General features: G+C 36.7%; 20 protein-coding genes. 5 read left to right on the top strand and 15 right to left on the bottom strand.

Annotated elements, in window-relative coordinates; genetic code table 11:
* Positions 1–2 precede the first annotated feature (2 nt).
* Entirely contained in the window at positions 3–1,004 is a 1,002-nt protein-coding gene (locus FBT53_RS06940; RefSeq protein ID WP_136950438.1) for an acyl-ACP desaturase, read from the top strand.
* A gap of 36 nt (positions 1,005–1,040) precedes the next feature.
* On the opposite strand, the gene FBT53_RS06945 is transcribed toward FBT53_RS06940, so the two are convergent.
* From FBT53_RS06945 to FBT53_RS06975, 7 genes are all read right to left on the bottom strand, one after another.
* Positions 1,041–1,697: a hypothetical protein gene (locus tag FBT53_RS06945; protein WP_136950439.1), complete on the bottom strand. Its 657-nt coding sequence runs from the start codon at positions 1,695–1,697 to the stop codon at positions 1,041–1,043.
* 22 nt (positions 1,698–1,719) lie between these two features.
* Positions 1,720–2,640 (bottom strand): OmpA family protein, encoded by a 921-nt coding sequence (locus FBT53_RS06950; RefSeq protein WP_136950440.1) that lies wholly within the window; start codon positions 2,638–2,640, stop codon positions 1,720–1,722.
* A 343-nt stretch (positions 2,641–2,983) separates the two neighbouring features.
* The gene (locus tag FBT53_RS06955) at positions 2,984–4,537 is read right to left on the bottom strand and encodes an aldehyde dehydrogenase family protein (protein ID WP_136950441.1); all 1,554 of its coding nucleotides are present in this window, start codon (positions 4,535–4,537) and stop codon (positions 2,984–2,986) included.
* Between the two features lie 55 nt (positions 4,538–4,592).
* Positions 4,593–4,964, bottom strand: coding sequence for a DUF1304 domain-containing protein (locus tag FBT53_RS06960; RefSeq protein ID WP_136950442.1), 372 nt, complete (start codon positions 4,962–4,964; stop codon positions 4,593–4,595).
* A 3-nt stretch (positions 4,965–4,967) separates the two neighbouring features.
* Entirely contained in the window at positions 4,968–5,507 is a 540-nt protein-coding gene (locus FBT53_RS06965; RefSeq protein WP_136950443.1) for a 3-hydroxyanthranilate 3,4-dioxygenase, read from the bottom strand.
* 126 nt (positions 5,508–5,633) lie between these two features.
* A complete protein-coding gene (locus FBT53_RS06970; protein WP_136950444.1) occupies positions 5,634–6,137 on the bottom strand; it encodes a CAP domain-containing protein in 504 nt (167 codons plus the stop codon).
* A 244-nt stretch (positions 6,138–6,381) separates the two neighbouring features.
* Positions 6,382–6,912: a CvpA family protein gene (locus FBT53_RS06975; protein ID WP_136950445.1), complete on the bottom strand. Its 531-nt coding sequence runs from the start codon at positions 6,910–6,912 to the stop codon at positions 6,382–6,384.
* 56 nt (positions 6,913–6,968) lie between these two features.
* On the opposite strand from FBT53_RS06975, the gene FBT53_RS06980 reads away from it, so the two are divergent.
* Positions 6,969–7,325: a hypothetical protein gene (locus tag FBT53_RS06980; RefSeq protein WP_136950607.1), complete on the top strand. Its 357-nt coding sequence runs from the start codon at positions 6,969–6,971 to the stop codon at positions 7,323–7,325.
* Here the strand turns inward: FBT53_RS06980 and FBT53_RS06985 are convergent.
* Positions 7,322–8,320 (bottom strand): NAD(P)H-dependent glycerol-3-phosphate dehydrogenase, encoded by a 999-nt coding sequence (locus FBT53_RS06985; RefSeq protein WP_136950446.1) that lies wholly within the window; start codon positions 8,318–8,320, stop codon positions 7,322–7,324. The two genes, FBT53_RS06980 and FBT53_RS06985, sit on opposite strands and share 4 nt — an antisense overlap.
* Before the next feature lie 124 nt (positions 8,321–8,444).
* Here FBT53_RS06985 and FBT53_RS06990 point away from each other — a divergent pair, with 124 nt between their 5' ends.
* Both FBT53_RS06990 and FBT53_RS06995 read left to right on the top strand, forming a co-directional pair.
* On the top strand, positions 8,445–9,359 hold the full coding sequence (locus FBT53_RS06990) for a nicotinic acid mononucleotide adenyltransferase (protein WP_136950447.1): 915 nt from the start codon (positions 8,445–8,447) through the stop codon (positions 9,357–9,359).
* Positions 9,360–9,614: 255 nt separating this feature from the next.
* The gene (locus FBT53_RS06995) at positions 9,615–11,192 is read left to right on the top strand and encodes a SulP family inorganic anion transporter (protein ID WP_136950448.1); all 1,578 of its coding nucleotides are present in this window, start codon (positions 9,615–9,617) and stop codon (positions 11,190–11,192) included.
* A gap of 3 nt (positions 11,193–11,195) precedes the next feature.
* Here FBT53_RS06995 and FBT53_RS07000 read toward each other — a convergent pair whose 3' ends face one another.
* The 5 genes from FBT53_RS07000 to FBT53_RS07020 all read right to left on the bottom strand — a co-directional run bounded on the left by FBT53_RS07000 (position 11,196) and on the right by FBT53_RS07020 (position 17,169).
* Positions 11,196–11,753 carry a hypothetical protein gene (locus FBT53_RS07000; protein WP_136950449.1) on the bottom strand — a complete coding sequence of 186 codons (558 nt, stop codon included), beginning with the start codon at positions 11,751–11,753 and terminating at the stop codon, positions 11,196–11,198.
* 41 nt (positions 11,754–11,794) lie between these two features.
* Entirely contained in the window at positions 11,795–12,172 is a 378-nt protein-coding gene (locus FBT53_RS07005; protein ID WP_136950450.1) for an ester cyclase, read from the bottom strand.
* Positions 12,169–13,803: a S8 family serine peptidase gene (locus FBT53_RS07010; protein WP_136950451.1), complete on the bottom strand. Its 1,635-nt coding sequence runs from the start codon at positions 13,801–13,803 to the stop codon at positions 12,169–12,171. Before FBT53_RS07010 ends, FBT53_RS07005 begins: the two co-directional genes overlap by 4 nt.
* Positions 13,804–13,886: 83 nt before the next feature.
* Positions 13,887–14,366 carry a cytochrome c family protein gene (locus tag FBT53_RS07015; protein WP_136950452.1) on the bottom strand — a complete coding sequence of 160 codons (480 nt, stop codon included), beginning with the start codon at positions 14,364–14,366 and terminating at the stop codon, positions 13,887–13,889.
* Positions 14,367–14,427: 61 nt separating this feature from the next.
* Entirely contained in the window at positions 14,428–17,169 is a 2,742-nt protein-coding gene (locus FBT53_RS07020) for a carboxypeptidase-like regulatory domain-containing protein (protein WP_136950453.1), read from the bottom strand.
* 83 nt (positions 17,170–17,252) lie between these two features.
* On the opposite strand from FBT53_RS07020, the gene FBT53_RS07025 reads away from it, so the two are divergent.
* Positions 17,253–18,290 carry an endonuclease/exonuclease/phosphatase family protein gene (locus tag FBT53_RS07025; RefSeq protein ID WP_136950454.1) on the top strand — a complete coding sequence of 346 codons (1,038 nt, stop codon included), beginning with the start codon at positions 17,253–17,255 and terminating at the stop codon, positions 18,288–18,290.
* Between the two features lie 18 nt (positions 18,291–18,308).
* On the opposite strand, the gene FBT53_RS07030 is transcribed toward FBT53_RS07025, so the two are convergent.
* Together FBT53_RS07030 and FBT53_RS07035 are read right to left on the bottom strand one after the other, a co-directional pair.
* The gene (locus FBT53_RS07030; protein WP_136950455.1) at positions 18,309–18,743 is read right to left on the bottom strand and encodes a hypothetical protein; all 435 of its coding nucleotides are present in this window, start codon (positions 18,741–18,743) and stop codon (positions 18,309–18,311) included.
* A gap of 92 nt (positions 18,744–18,835) precedes the next feature.
* Positions 18,836–22,090 (bottom strand): carboxypeptidase regulatory-like domain-containing protein, encoded by a 3,255-nt coding sequence (locus FBT53_RS07035; RefSeq protein ID WP_205729025.1) that lies wholly within the window; start codon positions 22,088–22,090, stop codon positions 18,836–18,838.
* Positions 22,091–22,145 lie beyond the last annotated feature (55 nt).

The raw sequence follows: 22,145 nt of genomic DNA on the forward strand, positions 1-22,145 counted from the left end.
TTATGTCTTTGAAAAATATACGATTGGAAGTGATGCAGGCCATAGAACCTAAGGTTGCAGGTTTTATGGATAAGTATCTTATGCCGATTGAAAAAATATGGCAACCGACAGATTTTTTACCAGATTCGCAAAGTGATACTTTCTTTGATGAAGTAGAGCAAATTAGAGAAGAAGCTAAGGAATTAGGATACGATTTTTGGGTTACTCTTGTAGCGGATACTATTACAGAAGAAGCTTTACCTACCTATGAATCTTGGTTAATGGATGTAGAAGGTGTGGATCAGCATAGCGAAATGGGTAAAGAGAACGGGTGGTCTAAATGGGTACGTGCTTGGACAGCGGAAGAAAATCGTCATGGAGATGTGCTTAATAAATATTTGTATTTATCTGGAAGGGTAAATATGAGAGAAATAGAAATTACTACCCAGCATTTAATTGCAGATGGTTTTGATATAGGAACAGATAGAGATCCCTACAAAAACTTTGTCTACACTACGTTTCAAGAACTAGCTACAAACATTTCTCATAAACGTGTAGGTAAACTGGCGAAGCAAAAGGGGAATGCCTTATTGGCAAAAATGTGTAACATCATTGCTGGGGACGAAATGCGTCACCATTTTGCATATCAAGAGTTTGTGAAAACTATTATGGACCATGACCCTAGTGGTATGGTGTTGGCTTTTGCAGATATGATGAAGAAAAAAATTGTGATGCCTGCGCATTTTTTAAGAGAGTCTGGCGGTAGTATAGGAGAAGCTTTTGAGCAGTTTTCTAACTGTGCTCAAAGGTTGGGAGTGTATACGGCACAAGATTATATAGATATCCTTAAAAAACTAAATAGTGCATGGGAAATAGAGAATTTAAGAGAATTGTCTGATCAGGCAGAACGCGCTAGAGACTATTTGGTTAAGTTACCCGACCGTTTACAACGTATCTCTGACCGGATGAAGGTTTCTATGGATCCCTATCATTTTAAATGGGTGGAAGCCAACGGAATGTTATAATAAAAAGCCGGGTCTAAAAGACCCGGCTTTTTGTTTTTAAAGTTTGCCACCTATATGCTCATCTTGCCATTTAACCAATTCTATCCATTTACCTTCATAAGCCATCTTTGCTTGTAGAGGCCAAGAACCGGGATTGTGTATGCGGTAGCGTTCCCCACCAGAGTTTAATACTTCTTGACATTTTTCTACCGTCGTCTCTGACAATTCTTTCCAAGTCTTAATACCGAAATTGTGGAATAAACCTTCAATTTTAGGTCCTATACCTTCTACTATTTTTAAATCGTCTTGCTTAATTTTTTTACCGTATGCAGCCTTTGCATCGGCTGCATTAAAGACTAAACCAGTTACTGCACCAGCAGCTAATGAGCTTACTACATTTGTAGAAGCAGCAGATTTTAATTTGCCTTGGCAAAGGTCTAAGTCGGTTTTTAATTTGGCGTTTTCTGTTTCTAATGCCTTTAGGGTTGCACTGTGGTCTACTACCGGCGTATTAGCAGTTGCATTCAGTTTTGCATTAGCCGCATCTAAATCTGCCTGTAATTTGCCGTTTTTAGATTTCCAGCTATTTAGTTCTTCAGTGTTATCTATAACTTCAGTCTTGCTGTTCCCTTTACCTAATAAATAGCCAAGAAGGGCACAAATGGCACCTACTAAAAGAGGAATTATCCAGCACCAGATATTATCTAAATTCATTTTTTAAAGTTTAAGGTTTGTATTATTTAAGTGTGATAACGGTTCTTCTATTTTTGGAGCGGCCTTCTTCCGTAGCATTATCCGCAATAGGCTCATCCGGTCCTTTAGATTCAGAAATAATCTTATTTGCAGGGATACCATTACGTACTAAATAAGATTTGGCAAAATCTGCTCTTTCTTGTCCTAAGGTTATATTGTTGATACGGTTACCAGTATTATCTGTATGGCCAACAACATCGCACATTGCACTGGGTACCTTATCTAAATACGTACCTATATCAGCAATTTTTTGCCGTTGAGTAGCGGTTAAATTAATTGTAGCTTCACCAGTATTAAAATATAATACAAGCGGATTGTCAACAATCTTATCGTGTAATGTTTTTAAATCTTCTGCACTCGTTTCTTTTTTTGCAGAAATAGTATAGGATAATGGGCCGTAATAAATGTTATCTTCAGAAGGTATCATTTCTTCCTTCAAAGTCCCTGCTATTGTAGTTTGAGAAGATGGAACGCCAAGGTTTACCATGTAATTTTTTACCGTATTAGCTCTTGCCAGTCCTAAGTTTGGCCATGCAGAAGTATTGGTTTCACTGTCTTTGTAAAAGCCAGTGATGGTTATGGCCTTTTCTGGATGCTCAGTTAGGTAGGATTTTAGAGAACTGCTTGCTTCTGTTAAGGATGGAGCTAAAGGCTCTAAATAATTGGCAGAAGAAGCGCTAAAATTAAAGTTCTCTTCTTCGTTTAATTTCCAATCCCCATCGGTTAAAGCAAAAGGGTACTTTGTGGCTTCGGGGGTTTTGGGCGTTGTTATTTCTTCTACCTTATCTGTGGTTGCATTATTTTGGTCAGAAGCCATGCAACAGCTGCAAAAGTTAAAGTAGAGAAAAATACCCAGAATAATAGTGATTAGAATCCCTATTATGTAGGTTAGATTTCTAGACATGTGTATAATAATTAGTGTTCTATTTGGCAAATTATAAAAAAACCAAATAAAAAGTTAAAAACCTGAACAGAAATTATTAAATAACAGGAAGTTAATGTAAAATTCACATAGAAAAACTGCCAAATATTCGTGTATTGTTGAGAATTTAACCATTTACACAAATTCTTATACCAACTATAGCTTTGTGCTTTAGAATCAAGGAATTATAGAGGAAATTTGAAATAGTAAAATAAAACCCTATTTCTCCCGACGAGGTTCCGGCATTGAAATAGGGTTACTACGATTAAGTTTGAGTTAGTTAAGTTGGTAAAATCGCTGTACGCTAGTATGGCGATTTTTTTTTTTACAAATCGAATTTAATTCCTTGTGCCAACGGTAACTCGGTAGTATAATTTATAGTATTTGTTTGTCTGCGCATATACACTTTCCAAGCGTCAGAACCACTTTCACGTCCACCACCAGTTTCTTTTTCTCCACCGAAAGCGCCACCAATTTCTGCACCCGATGTGCCAATGTTAACATTGGCAATACCACAATCACTACCAGAGGCAGCTAAAAAGCGTTCTGCTTCCCTTAGGTTATTGGTCATAATGGCAGAAGATAATCCTTGTGCTACATCGTTTTGTATCGCGATAGCTTCTGTTACATCTCCACTGTATTTTAATACGTATAAAATAGGAGCAAAGGTTTCTTCTTGTACAATTTCAAAATCGTTTTTAGCTTCTACAATAGCCGGCTGTACATAACAGCCACTTTCAAAGCCAGTTCCAGAAAGCACTCCCCCTTCAACCAAAACAGTACCGCCTTCGCTCACTGCTTTTTCTAAAGCCTTTTGGTACATGTCTACGGCAGTAGTATCTATTAGTGGACCTACATGGTTATTTTCGTCTAAAGGATTGCCAATACGCAATTGCTGGTATGCTGCAACAATAGCCTCTTTTACTTTATCATAAATAGCTTCATGAATAATAAGTCTTCTGGTAGATGTACAACGTTGCCCAGCAGTACCTACGGCACCAAAAACGGCACCTATAACGGTCATTTTAATATCTGCATCTGGCGTTACAATTATGGCATTGTTACCACCAAGTTCTAATAAAGATTTACCCAACCTAGCGGCTACTTTTTGCGCTACAATTTTTCCCATCCTTGTAGAGCCAGTTGCGGAAACTAAAGGTACGCGTTTGTCTGTAGAAAGATATTCGCCTACGGTGTAATCTCCATTAACCAAACAGCTAATACCTTCTGGTAAATTGTTTTCTTGGATTACAGCTGCCATAATGTTTTGACAAGCAACACCACATAATGGTGTTTTCTCAGAGGGTTTCCAAACACATACGTCACCACAAATCCAAGCCAAGGCCGTATTCCATGCCCATACCGCAACAGGAAAGTTAAATGCAGAAATAATTCCTACAATTCCTAAGGGATGATATTGTTCATACATACGGTGTCCAGGACGTTCAGAATGCATGGTTAAACCATGTAATTGTCTAGAAAGACCAACGGCAAAATCGCAAATGTCAATCATTTCTTGTACTTCTCCCAAACCTTCTTGGTAAGACTTACCCATCTCAAAAGAAACTAATTTACCCAAAGGTTCTTTTAGTTCTCTAAGTTTATCACCAAACTGTCTTACAACTTCTCCGCGTTGTGGTGCGGGTACAGTTCTCCAATGTTTAAAAGCATTTTGAGCCTTTTCCATCACTTTTTCGTAACCCTCTTTGGTAGTGGTGGTCACCTTGGCAATTAAACTGTCATCTACAGGTGAGTAAGAAGCTATTTCTGGCCCGTTACCAAAAGAAGAAGTGCCGGTAGAGGTTCCCTGATTTATATCTGAGATACCTAATTGTTTTAAAGCTTGATCTATACCAAAAGCAGTTGCAATTTCTGACATTTATAACTTTTTTAGAGTGAATTGTTACAAAAATACAAAGTTTACCTAGATGAAGTTAGTAGAACATCTCAAAAAGATAAAACAAGATGCCTAATAGTGCGGGTAAACCTTGTACTTTAAATATCTTTATAGAAACAGTGAATGCGCCATATATACCAGCGATAACTACACAACTAAGAAAAAACAAGGCTATGTTTACTGCCCAAAAAGGGTCTGTTACAAGTAAAGACCAAAGCAAGCCTGCGGCTAAAAAGCCATTATATAAACCTTGGTTGGCCGCCATGGATTTTGTTGGTTCAAACAAGTGGTCTGGAAAATTTTTGAACACTCTTTTAGCCTGGGTGGTCCAGACAAACATTTCTAGCCAAAGAAAATAGAGGTGTAGCAAAGCCACCAATAGAGTTAGTATTTTGGCTGTTATAAGCATAGTCTATTCTTCAGCAACAAATCTTGAGTCAACAGGCATTACCGTTCCGCAATTGTTGCAGGTACGTAAACTTTCGCTCCCATAAAAATGCTTAAAATGTTTTAAAAAATCTTTTTCAATATCATTGAGGGTAAAATAGGCTTCGTACAATTTGTTATTGCAATTATCGCAAAACCATAAAAGCCCATCTTTGCCCTCTAGATGGTTACGCTTTCTTTCTATAACCAGGCCTATAGAATTTTCATGACGGACCGGAGAGTGTGGTACTTTTGCAGGGTGCAGGTACATGTCTCCTGGGCCAAGTTCCATGGTTCTTTTTTTACCATCTTCTTGTATATGTACCTCAATATTACCTTCTAATTGGTAAAATAATTCTTCGGTTTCATTGTAATGGTAATCTTTACGAGCGTTTGGGCCTGCAACAATCATTACAATATAATCCCCAGCATCTTTATATAAATTTTTATTTCCTACGGGGGGCTTAAGCAGTTCTCTATTTTCTTCTACCCACTTAGTAAGGTTAAAAGGAGCTTTAATGGCCATACTTTTTTTAGGAAAGGTACAAAACGTTTAGCAAGAGCCACACAAAAAAAGAGAGGTCTACACCAGACCTCTCCACTACACTTAACTTAAAAACACTTGATATAATCTAAAACAACATATCCAAAATTATAATTTGTAAAAGATTTGGGTAAAGTATAATTCACCACCCGCATCTTGTACAATACTCAACGTAGCATGGGTAAAATCTCCTTCTATAGTATTCTTATGAGAAGGACTAGCCAACCATCCCTCTAAACAATCAGAAAGCATATTGTATTTTCTGGCAACGTTTTCACTAACAGAAGTTGCCTTGGTTAATTTGGCAACTTCATTTGCTCTCAATTCAAAATTTGTATGACTTAAAGCATCTTCTTTAATCATAAATTCATTGTGAGACTTAGCTAAATTGTAAATAGCTTTATTTAATTCTAACTCAGGAAGTCCAACAGAAACTCTATGGTTGTTAACCATGGCAAAAAGTGCCTCTTCATTATCAGATAACATTAAGTTTACGGATTTACCTACGGTTTCTTCTGTGTATAATGCTTCCTCTTCTTCTACGGAAATAGGCGCACTGCAAGAGGCAAAAAATACTATGCAAAGAATCAATAAGGGGGTAAACTTTTTCATTTTTCTTGTGTTTCGTTTTCGTTGGCACGAATGTATTGCCTAATGTTTCCGAATCATGAAATAATCCTTAACCACCCGTTTTTTTCGATAAGGTGTAAGTTGAAGAACAATAAGGGCTCATCGACAAACGGCATAGGCTTTTAATCGATGAAATGCGAATTTTGTAGGAAAGCCCCTGTTATATATGCGTTTTCGGAAGTAATTGAGAATAGGAACGTTATAAAAAAGGATGCTAATTATATACTTAAAAGGATAATTCCTCGTTGTTGGGTTCTTTTTCTGGAGTTTCTTCAGGTTCCTTAAATACCTTGCTAAAGACTAAAGCTCCAATATCTTTTACCGGTCCATACAATATGGAATCTGTTTTGGTTTCTTTATTAATAAAGTTAAAAGAAGATGTGGCTCGCTCAAAAAACACCAGTACAGCTCCTATGATTACGGCTACTTTTAAAGCACCGAAGATACCGCCAGCAATTTTATTTAAGATACCCAACATAGCAAAATCTGCTACTTTGGTTAATAATTTACCTGCAAAATGTACCAGTAAAACAATTATGATAAAGGTGATTATGAAAGAAGCAGTTTTAATGTATTTGGTGTCCCACTCCATGTTCTGATGCATATAGTCTGCAGCTATGTAACTAAAATGGATAGCCCCATAAATACCAGCAATTAGAGCTACTAAAGAAGCTAACTCTATAAAAAGTCCATTTTTAAGACCTTTATATAAACCCCAGATTAATAGCAGGCCTAATACAATATCTAAAAAACTCATGGTTTGTGTTTGAGCAAATATACTATTTTGGTTCTTACCTTTGTCTTTTTGTTAGTATGGGTAGAAATGAGGTTTTAAAAGAAAGATGGGAGCTGTTGGTACAACGTTTGTCTGCAAAGTTTGCAGACGGGGACGTACTAGATTTAGATGGTATCATCTATTTGGTAGGTGTACAAGAATTAGGGCAACTGGGACGTAGATTTAAAAAAGATGAAAAATTAAATCTAATGCATATTGCTATTTGTAGGCTTTTGGAACCCTATGGTTATTACGAGTTTGACTTTTTTGATGCAGACGGTTGGCCACATTATAAAATTAAAGAAGAACTCCCCAACCTAAAGGCAGGTGAGCAATCTGTTTTAATGAAAGAAGCTTTAGTAAACTATTTCTTAGAAAAAGAATTCATAGACTAATCTAACTTGTCCGTAAGCTTTTTAAACGTTTTTTTGGCATCTTTTTGCTCATATAGAATACCGTAAACCGCATTGATAATAGGAGTTTTTGACTTTTTTTCTATTTTACTCATAAGTAAGTGAGCACTTTTGGTAGCGTAGTACCCTTCTGCAACCATGTTCATTTCCATCATAGCGCTTTTAACAGTATAGCCTTTACCAATCATATTACCAAACATGCGGTTTCTGCTAAACACAGAATACCCCGTTACTAGTAAATCACCTAAATAAGCACTATCATTAATGTTACGCTTCATCTTGTGGACTTTACCAATAAAACGTTTCATCTCCCTTATAGCGTTACTCATTAGCACACTTTGAAAGTTATCTCCGTAGCCCAGGCCATGCGCAATCCCAGCAGCTATGGCATAAATATTCTTAAGCATAGCAGCGTACTCGGTGCCAATGATGTCATCAGAAATTTTAGTTTTTATATAATCACTGCTCAAATCTTGTGCTATATCCGCAGCTTTTTGCTCATCCGAACACGCAATGGTAAGGTAAGATAGCCGTTCCAAAGCAACTTCTTCTGCGTGGCAAGGACCAGTAATTACGCCTATTTGTTCATAGGGAATAGCATAGGTATAATGAAAATGTTCCCCTACAATGTAGCCGGTCTCAGGCACAATACCTTTGATGGCAGAAAAAATAATCTTATCGTTTAAAGGAAGGGTGAGTTTCTTTAATTCTGATGCTAAAAATGCAGAAGGGATAGCAAAAATGAGTATTTCCGCATCTTTGACCGCTTCATTAATATCATTAGTGAGTTGTAGTTGTTCCGTATGGAACTCTACAGAACTAAGGTAATTGGGATTGTGCTTTTCTTTTTTAATATGTTCAGAAGCGTAAACACTGCGCATATACCAAACAAATTGTTCTTGGGTTTCTGACAACATTTTGGCAATAGCTGTAGCCCAGCTACCACCACCTATTACTGCATATTTTGTGCTACTCATAGTACTATTTCGTATTTCAAAGGTAATCAACCAAACATCAATTGTGTTATTGGTTGATTATGTTACTGTTATACATTTTGGCATAGTCCTTGGTTTTACAAAGTAAATCAATAAACGAAAACACATGGGAACAAAGAAATTACTTTTAGGATTATTAGGACTCGTATTCCTTTCGTCTTGTTATACAGAAGTTATTTTAGATGAGGACTATATTGTAGAATCTCCATTTAACACAGATGCAGCTCTGCAAGATTTTGACTTGTGGTATGTAGATATCAATGCTACAAGCGGAAATGGAGAAGTACCATTTTTACAAAACGCATTTACCCTTACGTTTAGGAACGGTGTTGTTTATGCTAATAATAACATAGTAGGTCTGGGAAAAACAGGGAATGGATTGGGCGTAGATGTTGGTAGTTACGCTACAGGCAGCGGGCAAGTTGAGGTGAACCATGACATCTATGGCACTTATTATTTAGACATTTATGTTGTTGGCGATAACCGTATGGAATTGTACAGCCCAAGTACTAGAACTAGCTATTTTGTAGATGGTTACCAAAGAAATAGATTTGATTACGACCGTTTGTTTTATGAAAATCTAGATTATTTTTTACAAGAGTACGAAGCTTGGGAGAAAACTTCTACAAGTGAGGCAGGAGCGCTAAATGAGTTTGACGAAGAATCTTACTTAAGGTTCTTTGGGGGTGATGTTCTAGATTTTCAGTCGTCTAAAGATGCTCCAGGGACACACCCAGATAATCTATATTGGGATTACGAAGGAGACTACCGTGTGTACAACACTAATGATATCGATTTAAAAACTTTAACACTCGATTATGACTATCTGGGCAATGAATACTTTGAGTTGTACGTTATTGATGATAGTACGATAGAGTTGTACCATGTAGATAGCCAAACGGTGTACGAATTTAGTGGAAGAGGCTATATACAATTTTTAAAATCTGATGATAAAACGGGTAAAAAACGCAGTAAATCTAATTACGGAAAAATGAGCGTGACCCGTCAAAGAAGTCTGTAAGGAGCTAATATCCTTGCCGACTATATAAACGTTTTTTGGTTGGTTATTTAGTTAGAAATCGCCTCGATGCAGCTATAAGTTTGCACGGGGCGGTTTTTTTTAGGAGTTTTTTTAGTTGCTTTCTGATTTATCTTTATGCTAAATGTGTTGTAAATGTCTAATTATGATGTTCTTAGATTATCAAATTCTTAAAAATGAACCCATTTCTGGCTAAACCGCCATTTAGTAGTAATTTTGCCGGCTTAATTAGGAAACATGAAAAAGTACCTAAACCTTTTCGATTTTAGTCAGAAAGTAGATTATAAAACAGAAATACTATCAGGATTAACGGTGGCATTAGCGTTGGTTCCAGAAGCAATAGCTTTTGCATTAATTCCGGGTTTTTCACCATTAACAGGATTATACGCCGCTTTTGTAATGGCTTTGGTGACTTCTATTTTAGGGGGTAGACCAGGAATGATTTCTGGTGCTACCGGCGCTGTTGCTGTAATTTTTGTCGGTTTAATTTTAGAATTAAAGAATACCTTTCCGGGCATTGAGCCCATAACCATTTTAAATTACACCTTTGCCACGGTAATTCTTGCAGGGACCTTGCAAATTTTAGCCGGGGTGCTACGCTTGGGTAAATTTATCCGTTTGGTACCGCAACCGGTAATGTTTGGTTTTGTAAATGGTTTGGCAATTATCATTTTCATGGCTCAGTTTCCTAATTTTTATAATAAAGAAACAGGCGAATTAATGACGGGTAGCCCCATGTTTATAATGTTAGGTTTAACATTGCTAACCATGTTGATTATCTGGGGACTGCCAAAATTAACCAAGGTTGTACCCTCGTCTTTGGTAGCGATACTAGTAGTTTCTGCCATTGTGCTTGGCTTTGGAGTGAATACCTTAACGGTCGCTGATATTATGAGAGAAGGGGAAACCATTAAAGGTGGATTTCCGCCCTTGTCTATTCCGCAGATACCCCTTACCTGGGCTACATTTAAAATAATTATTCCATATGCTGCAATTGTTGCAGGCGTTGGACTTATAGAAAGTTTGCTAACGCTAAATATTGTTGATGAGATTACCCAAACTAGAGGTAGGGGTAATAAAGAATGTGTAGCACAAGGTATTGGTAATATCTTTTCTGGATTTTTATCTGGAATGGGTGGTTGTGCTATGATTGGCCAGAGTTTAATTAATACATCATCTGGTGCTAGAGCAAGACTTTCTGGTATTACAGCAGCGGTGATGCTATTGGTATTTATCATGTTTGGCAGTAGCCTTATTGAACGTTTGCCAATGGCAGCGCTTGTAGGTTTAATGTTTATGGTAGCTATTGGCACATTTGAGTGGGCCAGCTTTAAAACTTTTGGTAAAATGCCAACCTCTGATGTTATTGTAATGGTTTTAGTGACCTTAATTACGGCTATTACACACAACTTAGCAGTTGCTGTGTTATTAGGAGTAATTATTTCTGCGCTTGCTTATTCTTGGGAGAATGCAAAGCGTATCCGTGCGCGCAAGTATGTAGATGAGAATGGGGTGAAGCATTATGAAATCTACGGACCACTTTTCTTTGGTTCAACAACTTTATTTGCAGAGAAATTTGATGTGCAGAACGACCCACAAGAGGTGATTATTGATTTTAAAGAGAGTAGAGTAGCAGACATGTCTGGGATAGAGGCATTGCATAAAATTACCGAGCGTTACGCTAAGGCTGGTAAAAAAGTACACTTAAAGCATCTTAGTAAGGATTGTAGAAGGTTATTGCAGAACGCTGATAGTATTATAGAAGTAAACGTTTTAGAAGACCCAACATACAAAGTAGTTTCTGATACTTTTTAAACGTTACTCATTTAGTTTTCCCAGAAAAACATTGACTTTTGGGTTTATGGGATTGCCTGCAATTCTCCGTAACAAAACAATTTGTCCGTTGTGGTAAATAGCATCGGACAGTTGCCCGTTTACTAAATTCCAAAACGGAAAGGGAATAGTCTTTTCACCTCTTTTAAAAACAACATCAAAATTATTAAATGCTTTGTCACTTGCATTCTTATAAGCTTGGCTTGCTATTTTTAAATTGGTTAGGGTTTCTATTCTCAGTTGTTCCAGCGTGTAGTTAGCAGAAACTTGCGGCCGTACATTAGGCCGCTGTTCTACAGCATTACGGACGGCCTTAGACAGTTCTAAAATATGCTCAAGTGTTTGTAGGATATTGCGGGTATCATCTGCTGCAGAAAATACTAAGTCTTGTTGGGTTAAACCTTCTGTGGCCCAATAATATCTAAATCCTAATCCGTCTATAGTCCTAGAGACTATGGCTCCAGCGCTATAGTTTTCTTCTGCTTCTGGTACGGAAGCGTAGGGTAGTGGTTCTTGCGCCATAGTGGTGAATAATAGTAGCATAAATTTGGTAGTAAACAGAAGTTTTTTAACACGGTATCGCATCAGTACATGGTGTTAGGGTTGGCAGAAGTTTTAGGTATTTGTTGTATGGCATCCCAATGCTCAACAATTTTACCATCATCATCAAACCTAAAAAAATCCATAGTAACATATTGGTCGTTACCAGGCCATTCTTGGTGCGTATGTAGAGCTACCAAATCGCCCTCCGCAATACACCTTACAAATTCAATGGATTTATTAGGATATTCTTGTTGCATTCTTTCAAAATAGGCTATAAATCCTGCTTTACCGTCTTCAACATCAGGGTTGTGTTGTATATAGGTTTTTCCAACATACAAATTAACGGCCTCTTTAGGATTGCCCATGTATGCCGTTCTGTAAAAAGCAATAGCGTTGGCTTTGTTGTTTTCTAGATTCATAAGCTAGATTTATATAATTCTTCTGCCATCTTATAGGCGCTATAAGCATTGAGTACTTTTCCTGATTTTGTAATCTTGGAAAATGGAATACTATCTTTTGCATAGGTATTGACCACCATATCATAAGATGTCCCACTTTCCATAAGGATACGTTTTAAATCCTTTGCGGATAATTTTGGAAAATGCGATTTTAGCATGGCTGCAACTCCAGATGTTATGGCTGCAGAAACAGATGTCCCACCATTCCCTGGAAAGTATTTGGCCTCTCTCTTTGTGGTAGTAGTAATGTTTTCACCAGGTGCCAATAAATCCACGCTTTCAGCACCTATATTGGCCCATTCGGCGAATACTTGTTTTGGGTTTTCATTTGAAGCAGAAACGTGTAATACATTGTTTAAAGTTTTCCCTTTATCATTGTAATCTATGGGGTAATATTTTAATATGGTTTTTGAATCAACATCGTCACCACTGTTCCCGGAGGCTATTACTACTAATACATCGTGTTGTTCGGCATATTCAAGAGCTTTATAGAAATATTCTGGGTGTACTGGTGTTCTAATTCCACTACTATAATTAATGATATTGGCCCCATTGTCTACAGCGTATTTAACGGCAGCATAAAAATCTTTTTCGGTTTCGGCGCCTTCTTCTGCCCAGATAGCCAAGGGCATGATTTTTATTTTATTTGATATACCTCTTATACCTAGACCATTGCCACGTTCAGCGGCAATAACACCCGCTATTTGGGTGGCATGGTCTTCCTCATTGTTTGAATGAACCAAATTGCTTCCATAGTTTAAATCACTAAGGTCATTTGCCTTTTCCTTAAGTTTTAACCGGTCGTTATAACCTATGGTATTGATTGTGGATTTCTTAATCCAATATAATCTTTCTTCCCGTTGTAGCTCTTTGTAGGATACTCCATTCTGTAAAAACATCTTTAGATTAAGGAGAACCACTTCTTCTTCGCGATTATTGAAGGTTACGGTGTCTAGTTCTTCTTTGGTATATCCATCGATTAATGGGATTCTATCGGATAAGAGTGCTAATTGGTTTCTGTATATTTGATAAAAGTCGTCTTTCCGAGCGATGTTTATTTCTTCTTGTTCTTTTCTATTCTCGTGCTGTTCGACAGCAAATTGATACATCCGATAAAGTTCTTTGTCCTCAGGTTGTATTTGAGTTGAATCTATGCCATTAAAACGGCTCTGATAAGCATTTATAAATCTAGTGTCCGAATAGTTGGTGTATTTAATGGAGTTGTACCTATCAATTCCTAAGAAATTCCACCCATTAATGTCGTCTATATAGCCATTACCATCATCGTCCATACCGTTGTTTGGTATTTCATCCGAATTAATATGGATTTGGTTTTTGATATCCTCATGGAATAGGTCGATTTGACTATCTATTAGAGCTACCACAACCTCTTGTCCCTTATCCTCTAAGTCATATTCACTATAAAGTCGCTCCAAAGAAATGCCCGGAACAGAATCGTTTTCTAAATCCTTAAGGTGCCAAGATATATCTTCTTCAATTCGTGCATTTACGTATTGCTTACTCTTTTCTTGTTTACAAGAGAATATAAAGAAGCTTAAAATTACTATAAAGGAAGATTGGTGTAGTTTCATAGAATATAAAAATAAAAAAGCTGTTACCTAATCCAATTTATAGATTGATAACAGCTTTTCAAAGAATTGGTTATTAGTATTCTTTATAAGGTTCTTAGATACTCCGCTATGTCTCTAGCTTCATCTTGAGATAGATTTTGATTTAGCATAATTGCATTATTGTATTCTTTTAGCAATGCTTTTGCAATTGGATCTTCTTTTAGCATACCATCAGGATTTAATATCATATTCATAACCCATTCTGGACTTCTACGCTCATAAACACCTTTCATGGCAGGGCCAATCATGCGTTTGTCTACCATATGGCAAGCAACACACACAGAACTAAATGTTTGTTCGCCACGAGCAGCCATTTCTTGATTTATTTCATCAGCGAAGTCTACATTTTTGATAGGACCAACACCTTTGTTGTCTAAATCTACAGGCACACCACCAGCAGCTTCTTCTTTTTTGGTTTCGGTTTGAGCTCTAGTGACCTCAAAGCCATCTTCTTTTTTCTCTTTCTTGTCGCCACAGCTAGCTAAAAATGCACCCAAGGCCAAAAAAAGCATTAATTTTTTCATCGGTATTTATGTTTGTTTTTAGAAGCCTTAAATATAATTAAAAAATGATACTAGGCAGCAATTAATAGCTGAACGACAGATTAAGAAAATATGTGCGTCCAAATCCTTGCCAATATTTAGGAGCAAAAGAAGGATTGTCTCTTAAATTATCTTCTTGCAATTGCCTAAAATTTCCGTTTCTACTTTGTTCGTAGCCACCAGTACTATAAGCAACATCAAATACATTATTGATACTTACAAATGCACTAATATACCAGTCTTTTATTAGCCAAGATTTACCCCCAATCAGGTTTAAGAGGTAAAATGAAGGTAAAGGTTGTTGTTTTAGTAAGGTTTCGACTTTTTCTGGTGTAGCATCTGCAAAGGGAAGATTAGTATCTGGATTTAACAAAAAGCTCCGTGTTCTTAGTATGGTACTGGGCTGTATGTAGTTTTCACTTAGATAATTGGCAGAGGCACCAATCCACCAATATTTTGGGTCTCTATAATCTAAGCCAATAGATAGGGCTGTTTGTGGACCTTGTGCTAATCGTAACCCTTGCAATTGAGCTTTTCCTAAATCTAAATTACCTTCTAAATTAATGAGTTCTTCTTCTGCCCCAGCGGTATCAAAGTTTATGGTTACATTGGGGTTATTGGCAAAAGTGTAGTTGCCAAAGTTGGCGGCTGTTGTAAGTTTTACTTGTGGTGATAGTGTAAAGGTAAAACCTAGTTCTATCCCCTTGTGTAGTCTATCTAATTGGGTTATTGTTTCCTGTACAAAGTCGGACCCCACACCTGCATCCACGTAAAAATAATTTATATCTGTACCATTTTGAAATCGGGTATAATAGGTAGATAAGCGTCCCGTAACGTCGGGCAAACGTAGCTGATAATTTAGGTTGATGCTAGTAATTTTTTCACTAGTAATGTTGGGTACTATTAAGTGGTTTTCTCTGGGGTTGATATAGGTGTTTTGTAAGGTTGGGGCTTTGGTTGACAACAATCCTTGTGCTTCTAGAAGATGTCTACCGTTAATTTGATATGCCAATCCGCCTTTAAGACCATAAGTAGTAAAATTTACCTTTTTTCCATCGCCTTGAGAGTTGTTTAGATACCTTTCGTTTTTAAAAAAACCTGTCCGTTGGTAGGTCTTTTGCTCTAGCTTTCCAGATACAAAAGCCGACCATTTAGAAAAGGAATAAGATAGTTGCATAAAACCAGATAAGTTGTTTACCCTAGTTTTATAATGGTATCCAAAAACGGCATTTTCTTTTACTTCAGGTGTGCTTAGTGTGTTATTTGAAGTATTAGAAAAAGGGTCTATATCTAAATGATAATCAGCACCAAGTAAATCTTTTAGCTGAGCATAGTTTTGAAGTGAATGTTGAAAGAAATTGGCGCCAAAGTCCAATTTTAGTTGTGGAGCTAAAGTGATATTAGCGGTTGTGCTTATCCCAAGAATATTTTCGTCCTGTACATCATTCAAAAGTACGTATGCTGCCTTACCATTTTGAGTACTGCTTTTATTTGCTAAATAAATCTGATTCCAGTTAAGTTGTGGCTGTGCTAAAAAACCACTTCTAGCTAAATCGGCATTACTAAAATCTGCACCAATACGGTTATTGATGTAAAAACTTGGTAAATAGCGGTAGTAGGTAGGGTCAGGATTTGGAGCATTAAAATAAGCCAATCTACTGCGCTTGTGGTATCCATTTTGGTAAAAAAAACCACTGGTAAGGGATACTTTCTTGCCAGAGTAAAAATGGTTAAGTTGTATAAAAGGTTCAAAAATATCTCGTTCTCTAGAGTTTCTTATTTTACCGTTCTGCAATCCCCAATAAGGATTATATGTTCTAGAGGTTAAGTTGTTTACCTCTGGGGTTAGTGCTGCACTTCTACCTCTTTTGTTTTTTGCTGCAATAAAAGTTGCTAAATAGCTATGCTCAATATTTGGCTTGTATTCTAATGCTCCAAAAAATGAATATGCGTTGTACAAGGTGCCGTCTAGATAGCCTTCTTTAGCCCATCTTCCAGAACCCGAAAGTCCAAAAGAAAACTTATCATCAGAAAAACTACCTACATGGGTTGCCATTAATCTGCTACTGTAAGTACGATTAGAAAAAGAAGTGGTAACTCTAGAGCCTTGTCTTAACGCAGAAGGTCTCGTGTTAATAGAGGTTGTCCCTAAGGGTCCCCCAAAAGTTAGATTATTTTGCGCAAGATTATTGGTATAGCTTTGATTTCTGGTAGCATCATTTAAGCCTCCCCAAGTATTCCATTGGGGCCTACCGTCAAAAGCACGGTTCATGGGCATACCGTTAAACAGTACTATACTTTGGTTGCTATCATATCCTTTTACTCTAAAAAAAGCTTGGCCAAAATCGAATGCAGCGCGTCTTAAGAAAATATCCTTAGTGGCTTGGAGTAAACCTTGATTCGAATCTATTTGTTCCTCGCCATTTTCTAGTTCACTATCGGTTAGGGATATTAAATTGGTTGTAATTTCTTCTTGTACATCTTTAAGAAGAAACAATGTTCCTAAATCTAATGGTTTTGTGCCAACGGTAAAAGGTAAGCGTAATGGCTCATAACCATTTTTGCTTATACTTATGATGTAGTTTTCCATAGGAGGTATGGCCAAAGAGAATGTGCCATTGACATCAGAATTAGTGCTCAACTCAGTGTTCTCAATACGTATTGACGCATTTGCAATGGGTAAGCTCTGCTGAGGAGTTACTATTTTCCCATAGATTTTTTGTTCTTGGGTGTGGCCAAAATAACAACAAAACAAAAGAGCTAAAAGTACTCGTTGAACAGGCATGTATGGTTAGTGTAAAGAATAATGATACAAAATATTTTTAAATTATGATATTGATAATGCGACATTTAATGTAATTTGTGCATATGAGAATACTTTTTGTTTTTCTTTTTTTGGGATGGTATACAGGCATAGGTCAGCAAAAAAAGAATTATAGAATACGTACGGTGGCATTTTATAACCTTGAGAATTTATTCGATGTTAAGAATGATAGTTTGGTGTATGATGATGATAGAACTCCGGAGGGTAAATACCAATGGACAGAAGAGCGTTATCAAAGAAAATTAGAGAATATAGCTCAGGTAATTTCAGAAATTGGTAAAGACGTTTCTGGGAACTCACCAGATATCTTAGGTGTTTGCGAAGTTGAAACAAAACAAGTATTACAAGATTTACTGACTACACCATTATTACAGAGCAAAAACTATAAAGTAGTACATTTTGATTCTCCTGATGAGCGTGGTATTGATGTAGGCTTGCTGTACAAAGACTCATCCTTTTTACCAACAAGTTTTAAAAGCCATAGATTACTTTTGTTTAGTGCAGATGGCTATCGGGATTATACCAGAGACCAGTTAGTAGTAGGAGGACTTTTAGATGGGGAACAATTTTATTTTTTGGTAAATCATTGGCCGTCTAGGAGTGGTGGGGAGACTAGAAGTAGACCAAACCGAATAAAAGCTGCAGAACTCACTAAAAGGATAAAAGATAGTATTTGTCGTTTTGACGTTAATGCAAGAATTATAGTGATGGGCGATTTTAATGATGATCCAAGAGATGATAGTATCAAAAAAGTGCTTAGGTCCAAAGGTAAAGTCTCACAGTTAGATAGTCTTTCTATGTTTAATCCTATGGAGAGAATGTACAAAAGAGGCTTAGGAACCTTAGCCTATAGAGACCGCTGGAATCTTTTTGACCAGATATTACTAACTCCTAGTTTGGTGACAAAGAATACTAAATCTTACACTTTTTGGAAAGCAGGTATATTCTCCCCGAGCTACTTACAAACAAGCAAAGGAAATTACAAAGGATATCCGTTTAGGACTTACGTGGGTACCACCTATTACGGAGGTTTTGCAGACCACTTTCCAGTCTATGCGTTTTTACTAAAAGAGGAAGAGTAAACGGACTAATCTTCTATTTTAAAACCACTGTCCCCAAGGAATTCTACTAAGTATAGCAAGTAGTCCTAAACCGTAAAAAATAGCTATACGCTTAAATTTTGCAGTAGAATCATCTGTCTTTTTGTGTTTAGACCAGCCTATAGTGATAAGAACAATGGCAATTATATTAATGAAGGGATGTTCAACTGCAAGTAATCTTGCAGCAGAATTTAAACCACCCATGCCTAGGGTTTGTACGGCCTTAAAACCATTAGTAGAAACAAAGTATAGGATTAGGCCAATCAACAACTGAATATGAGACATGATTAGTGCAAATAGACTAATGCGAAGGTCTTTCTCAAAACGGAATTCTTTTTTACTAAACCAACCTATAAGAGCGTTAGCGACAGCTAAAATAAGAATGATTAATACTACGTAAGCTAAATAAGAATGAAGGTTCTTTACGATTTCCATGTTGTTAGTTTGTGGTGTAAAAGTAAACAATTTATGTCATAAAAAAACCCCTTGCGGCAGCAAGGGGTTTTTAAAATTATATGTGTTTAGGATTAGTTGAAAAGGTAACGAATACCAACTTGTAATCTCCAAGTATCTGATAAACTACTAGAAGGTCTATATGTTTCTGTAGGCAAATCAGAAGTTCCACTAACTGTATTTAATCTATAAACAGGTTCGTTATTTTCATTTCTACCTCTGTAGTTTAACAAATTATTCTGGAAAGTAAATTGAGGAACACCCCAATCAGAATTGAACATGTTACCTACATTTAAGAAGTCCATTGAAAGTTGAATCTTGTTCTTAGCATTTTCTGTTATATGAATGTCTTGTGTAATTCTCAAATCATAACGATTTATCCATGGTAATTTTGCCCCGTTTCTTTCTGCGACTTGACCTTTATTTTCACTTAGGTATTCATCTTGTGCTATATAGTTGTTTAAAGCATTTATTTGAGCTTGTTCAGTAATAAGATTACCTCCAGCAGTATATTCTTCAAAATTTAGTTCTGATGCTTCATTCGGAATATACATTAAGCGGTTAGAATTATCTCCAAAGTTGCCAGAGTACGTATAACTAAAACGGCCATTTTCACCCCCTTGCCAGAATAAAGCAATAGTAGTTTTATCTGTTTGATAATTTAAATTTGCTACGAATCTGTTAGGTTGATCAAAGGAAGCAAATCCTAAATCTGGATTATTTCTATCTTCTTTTACTGTGGCTGTCCACAGGGAACCTGCTTGAGACCCTCCAGATGCATCTAAATCTCTTGCTCTTGATGCAGTATACGCTATCATGGCGTAGAAACCGTTATCAAACTGTTTTTGCAATTGAGCTGTAAAAGAGTAGTAATCTGCTTTCTTCTCAGCATTAGTTAAGTAAAAAACATTTCTAAAATCTTCATCACTAGAATAACCACCATCCCAATATGGTCTCTGGTCCGGGCCAGATAAATTACCGTCCGCCTCTCTCAAAACTGGATTATAAACTATAGGTGTAGAGATATCTTTGGAATAGATAAAATCTAGAGTTCCTGTAATTCCCCAAGGTAGTTTGTGGTCAACTCCTATGTTAGTTCTCCAGACTTGTGGTAATTTAAATTCTCTATCAGTCAAATTTAGTTCATTAGAAAGAGTTTGACTAGGATTGGTAGGATTACCGAATGTTACGTCTGGGTTAAAAACATAATCTGGACCTAAAAATTCTTCAACTTCCTCACCTTCAAATCCTAGTCCGCCACGTACTACACCTGATCCATTAACTTGATTACTTAACCACACAAATGGGATACGTCCTGAGAAGATACCAGTACCTCCACGTAATTGGGTATTTCCATCACCGTTAACATCCCAATTAAATCCAACTCTTGGAGACCAAAGTGGACGAACTTTAGGAAATTGACTTACGTCAGGTGTAAACGTATTGCCTTCCCGATCGGTAAAAGTTTTGTTTAAATCATCCAATAACTCGTTTCTTGGAATATCTGTGGAATAAAATGGAAAGTCGATTCTTAAACCACCTGTTACCTTAAAATTGTCGTTTACCTGAAATTCATCTTGGAAATATACGCCAAATTGCCCAAAATTGGTTTCATCAACTGGTGGTGTCGTAGAGCCATCTAAAGCGAAACTTTTAGCGAATGCATCAGGATAAGCTCCTGGAGTTTGGTTAATTACAGTTTCTACAAAACTATCATAACTGGTAAATCTATAAAAGCCGTTAAAAACAGGATTAAATGCATTTTTAAAAGACATTAATTCCAAGTTAGCACCTATAGTATAGGTGTGTTTACCCTTATAGATTGAAAAATTATCAGTTATGTTGAAAACATTGTTTTCTAATAAATTACCTACTGTAAAAAGTTCATTTCCTAATGCAGTATAATATAGTAAATTTCCAGATGCATCGGGTTCTAATACTTCAATAAATGGAAAAGCTTGACCACCGGGTATTCCTCTCTTTGGATCGGTAATGGAGGTGTAACCAATGTTTAGTTGGTTAGACATGTTATCTGATACTTTTGCGTTCCACTCACCAACTAATGATTCAACTAGACGGTCATTGGTGTAATTAGCATTCGCAAAAGTCATTGCCTCAATGTTAGATCGTCTGGTATTTCTGTAGCGAGTTGGTAAAAAACGGTTGGAATTACCATTGATACTAACATCAGAAGATGAATCGTATCTATTGTATCTCAACGAGAATTTATTATTCTGATTCATGTTAAAGTCTAGACGAGCATTAAATCTAGTCTGTTCAGAAGAGAAAGGGTAGTTTTCGTAAGGCCCAGTAGCGTAACCATATAAATTGAATAAACTTTCACTTACAAAATCTAATTCAGACGCAGGAACTCTCGATATAGTAAGTCCATCGGGACTTAATCCCGGTCTAGATGCTTGTCTGGTAAATCCTGGAACGGCTTCCGATTCCTCTTCATAGCTTACAAAGAAGAATAATTTATCTTTAAGTATCGGACCACCTAGGGACATACCTTTTATATCATTTTGGGCATCACCACGATTTAGTTCAATATTTCTTAACTTGTTTCCTTGCATTTGGTCATTTCTCAGAAAATAATACACGGAACCTTTAAATTGGTTAGTACCGGACTTAGTAACGGCATTAACGGATGCACCAGTAAAACCTGCTAATCTAACATCGTAGGGCGCTAAATTAACCTGAACTTCTTCGATAGCATCTAATGAAATTGGATTTGATCCTGCAAATTGACCAGATCCTAGCCCAAAATTATTATTGTATATATTTCCATCAATTGTGTAATTATTAAAACGACTAGAGGTGCCTGCAAATGATGTTCCATTAGATTGAGGAGTTAACCTTGTAAAATCATTGATACTTCTGCTTATTGTCGGAAGAGCATCAATTTTTTCCCTTGAAAGGTTTACGGAAGGTCCAGTTCTATCTGGGTCAATAATTTCACCTTGTTGAGAAGTAATTACAACTTCTTCTAATTCTAAACCTTCTGATAAAGTTATTTTCAAATTAAAACTTTGGCCTAATCCTAAATTGATACCTTCGTATGAGCGTTCTTGAAAGCCTACATAAGAAGCTGTTACCTTATAAGGGCCTCCAACTCTAAGATTAGGAAGATAAAACCTACCTTCCTCATTAGTAATAGCCCCATAGACTGTGCCAGATGGTGTATGTGTAGCTACAATGTTAGCTCCAAAAAGGATTTCTCCAGATTGATCTGTAACTACTCCTTGCATGCTTGAGGTTGTCACCCCTTGCGCAAATGCAATAGTGGTCATAAAAATTGCCACTAATGCTAAGTAAATTCTTTTCATTTTACTGTGTTTAATTGTTCAATTAGCGTTGCAAAAGTCTGTTATTATGCTAAGA

It is taken from the genome of Flavobacterium sp. ASW18X (genome assembly GCF_005144745.1).
Lineage (GTDB): Bacteria > Bacteroidota > Bacteroidia > Flavobacteriales > Flavobacteriaceae > Croceivirga.

Coding starts and splice junctions, on each gene's coding strand:
- FBT53_RS06940 (WP_136950438.1), top strand. CDS start 3: ATGTCTTTGAAAAATATACGATTGGAAGTGATGCAGGCCATAGAACCT.
- FBT53_RS06945 (WP_136950439.1), bottom strand. CDS start 1,697: ATGAATTTAGATAATATCTGGTGCTGGATAATTCCTCTTTTAGTAGGT.
- FBT53_RS06950 (WP_136950440.1), bottom strand. CDS start 2,640: ATGTCTAGAAATCTAACCTACATAATAGGGATTCTAATCACTATTATT.
- FBT53_RS06955 (WP_136950441.1), bottom strand. CDS start 4,537: ATGTCAGAAATTGCAACTGCTTTTGGTATAGATCAAGCTTTAAAACAA.
- FBT53_RS06960 (WP_136950442.1), bottom strand. CDS start 4,964: ATGCTTATAACAGCCAAAATACTAACTCTATTGGTGGCTTTGCTACAC.
- FBT53_RS06965 (WP_136950443.1), bottom strand. CDS start 5,507: ATGGCCATTAAAGCTCCTTTTAACCTTACTAAGTGGGTAGAAGAAAAT.
- FBT53_RS06970 (WP_136950444.1), bottom strand. CDS start 6,137: ATGAAAAAGTTTACCCCCTTATTGATTCTTTGCATAGTATTTTTTGCC.
- FBT53_RS06975 (WP_136950445.1), bottom strand. CDS start 6,912: ATGAGTTTTTTAGATATTGTATTAGGCCTGCTATTAATCTGGGGTTTA.
- FBT53_RS06980 (WP_136950607.1), top strand. CDS start 6,969: ATGGGTAGAAATGAGGTTTTAAAAGAAAGATGGGAGCTGTTGGTACAA.
- FBT53_RS06985 (WP_136950446.1), bottom strand. CDS start 8,320: ATGAGTAGCACAAAATATGCAGTAATAGGTGGTGGTAGCTGGGCTACA.
- FBT53_RS06990 (WP_136950447.1), top strand. CDS start 8,445: ATGGGAACAAAGAAATTACTTTTAGGATTATTAGGACTCGTATTCCTT.
- FBT53_RS06995 (WP_136950448.1), top strand. CDS start 9,615: ATGAAAAAGTACCTAAACCTTTTCGATTTTAGTCAGAAAGTAGATTAT.
- FBT53_RS07000 (WP_136950449.1), bottom strand. CDS start 11,753: ATGCTACTATTATTCACCACTATGGCGCAAGAACCACTACCCTACGCT.
- FBT53_RS07005 (WP_136950450.1), bottom strand. CDS start 12,172: ATGAATCTAGAAAACAACAAAGCCAACGCTATTGCTTTTTACAGAACG.
- FBT53_RS07010 (WP_136950451.1), bottom strand. CDS start 13,803: ATGAAACTACACCAATCTTCCTTTATAGTAATTTTAAGCTTCTTTATA.
- FBT53_RS07015 (WP_136950452.1), bottom strand. CDS start 14,366: ATGAAAAAATTAATGCTTTTTTTGGCCTTGGGTGCATTTTTAGCTAGC.
- FBT53_RS07020 (WP_136950453.1), bottom strand. CDS start 17,169: ATGCCTGTTCAACGAGTACTTTTAGCTCTTTTGTTTTGTTGTTATTTT.
- FBT53_RS07025 (WP_136950454.1), top strand. CDS start 17,253: ATGAGAATACTTTTTGTTTTTCTTTTTTTGGGATGGTATACAGGCATA.
- FBT53_RS07030 (WP_136950455.1), bottom strand. CDS start 18,743: ATGGAAATCGTAAAGAACCTTCATTCTTATTTAGCTTACGTAGTATTA.
- FBT53_RS07035 (WP_205729025.1), bottom strand. CDS start 22,090: ATGAAAAGAATTTACTTAGCATTAGTGGCAATTTTTATGACCACTATT.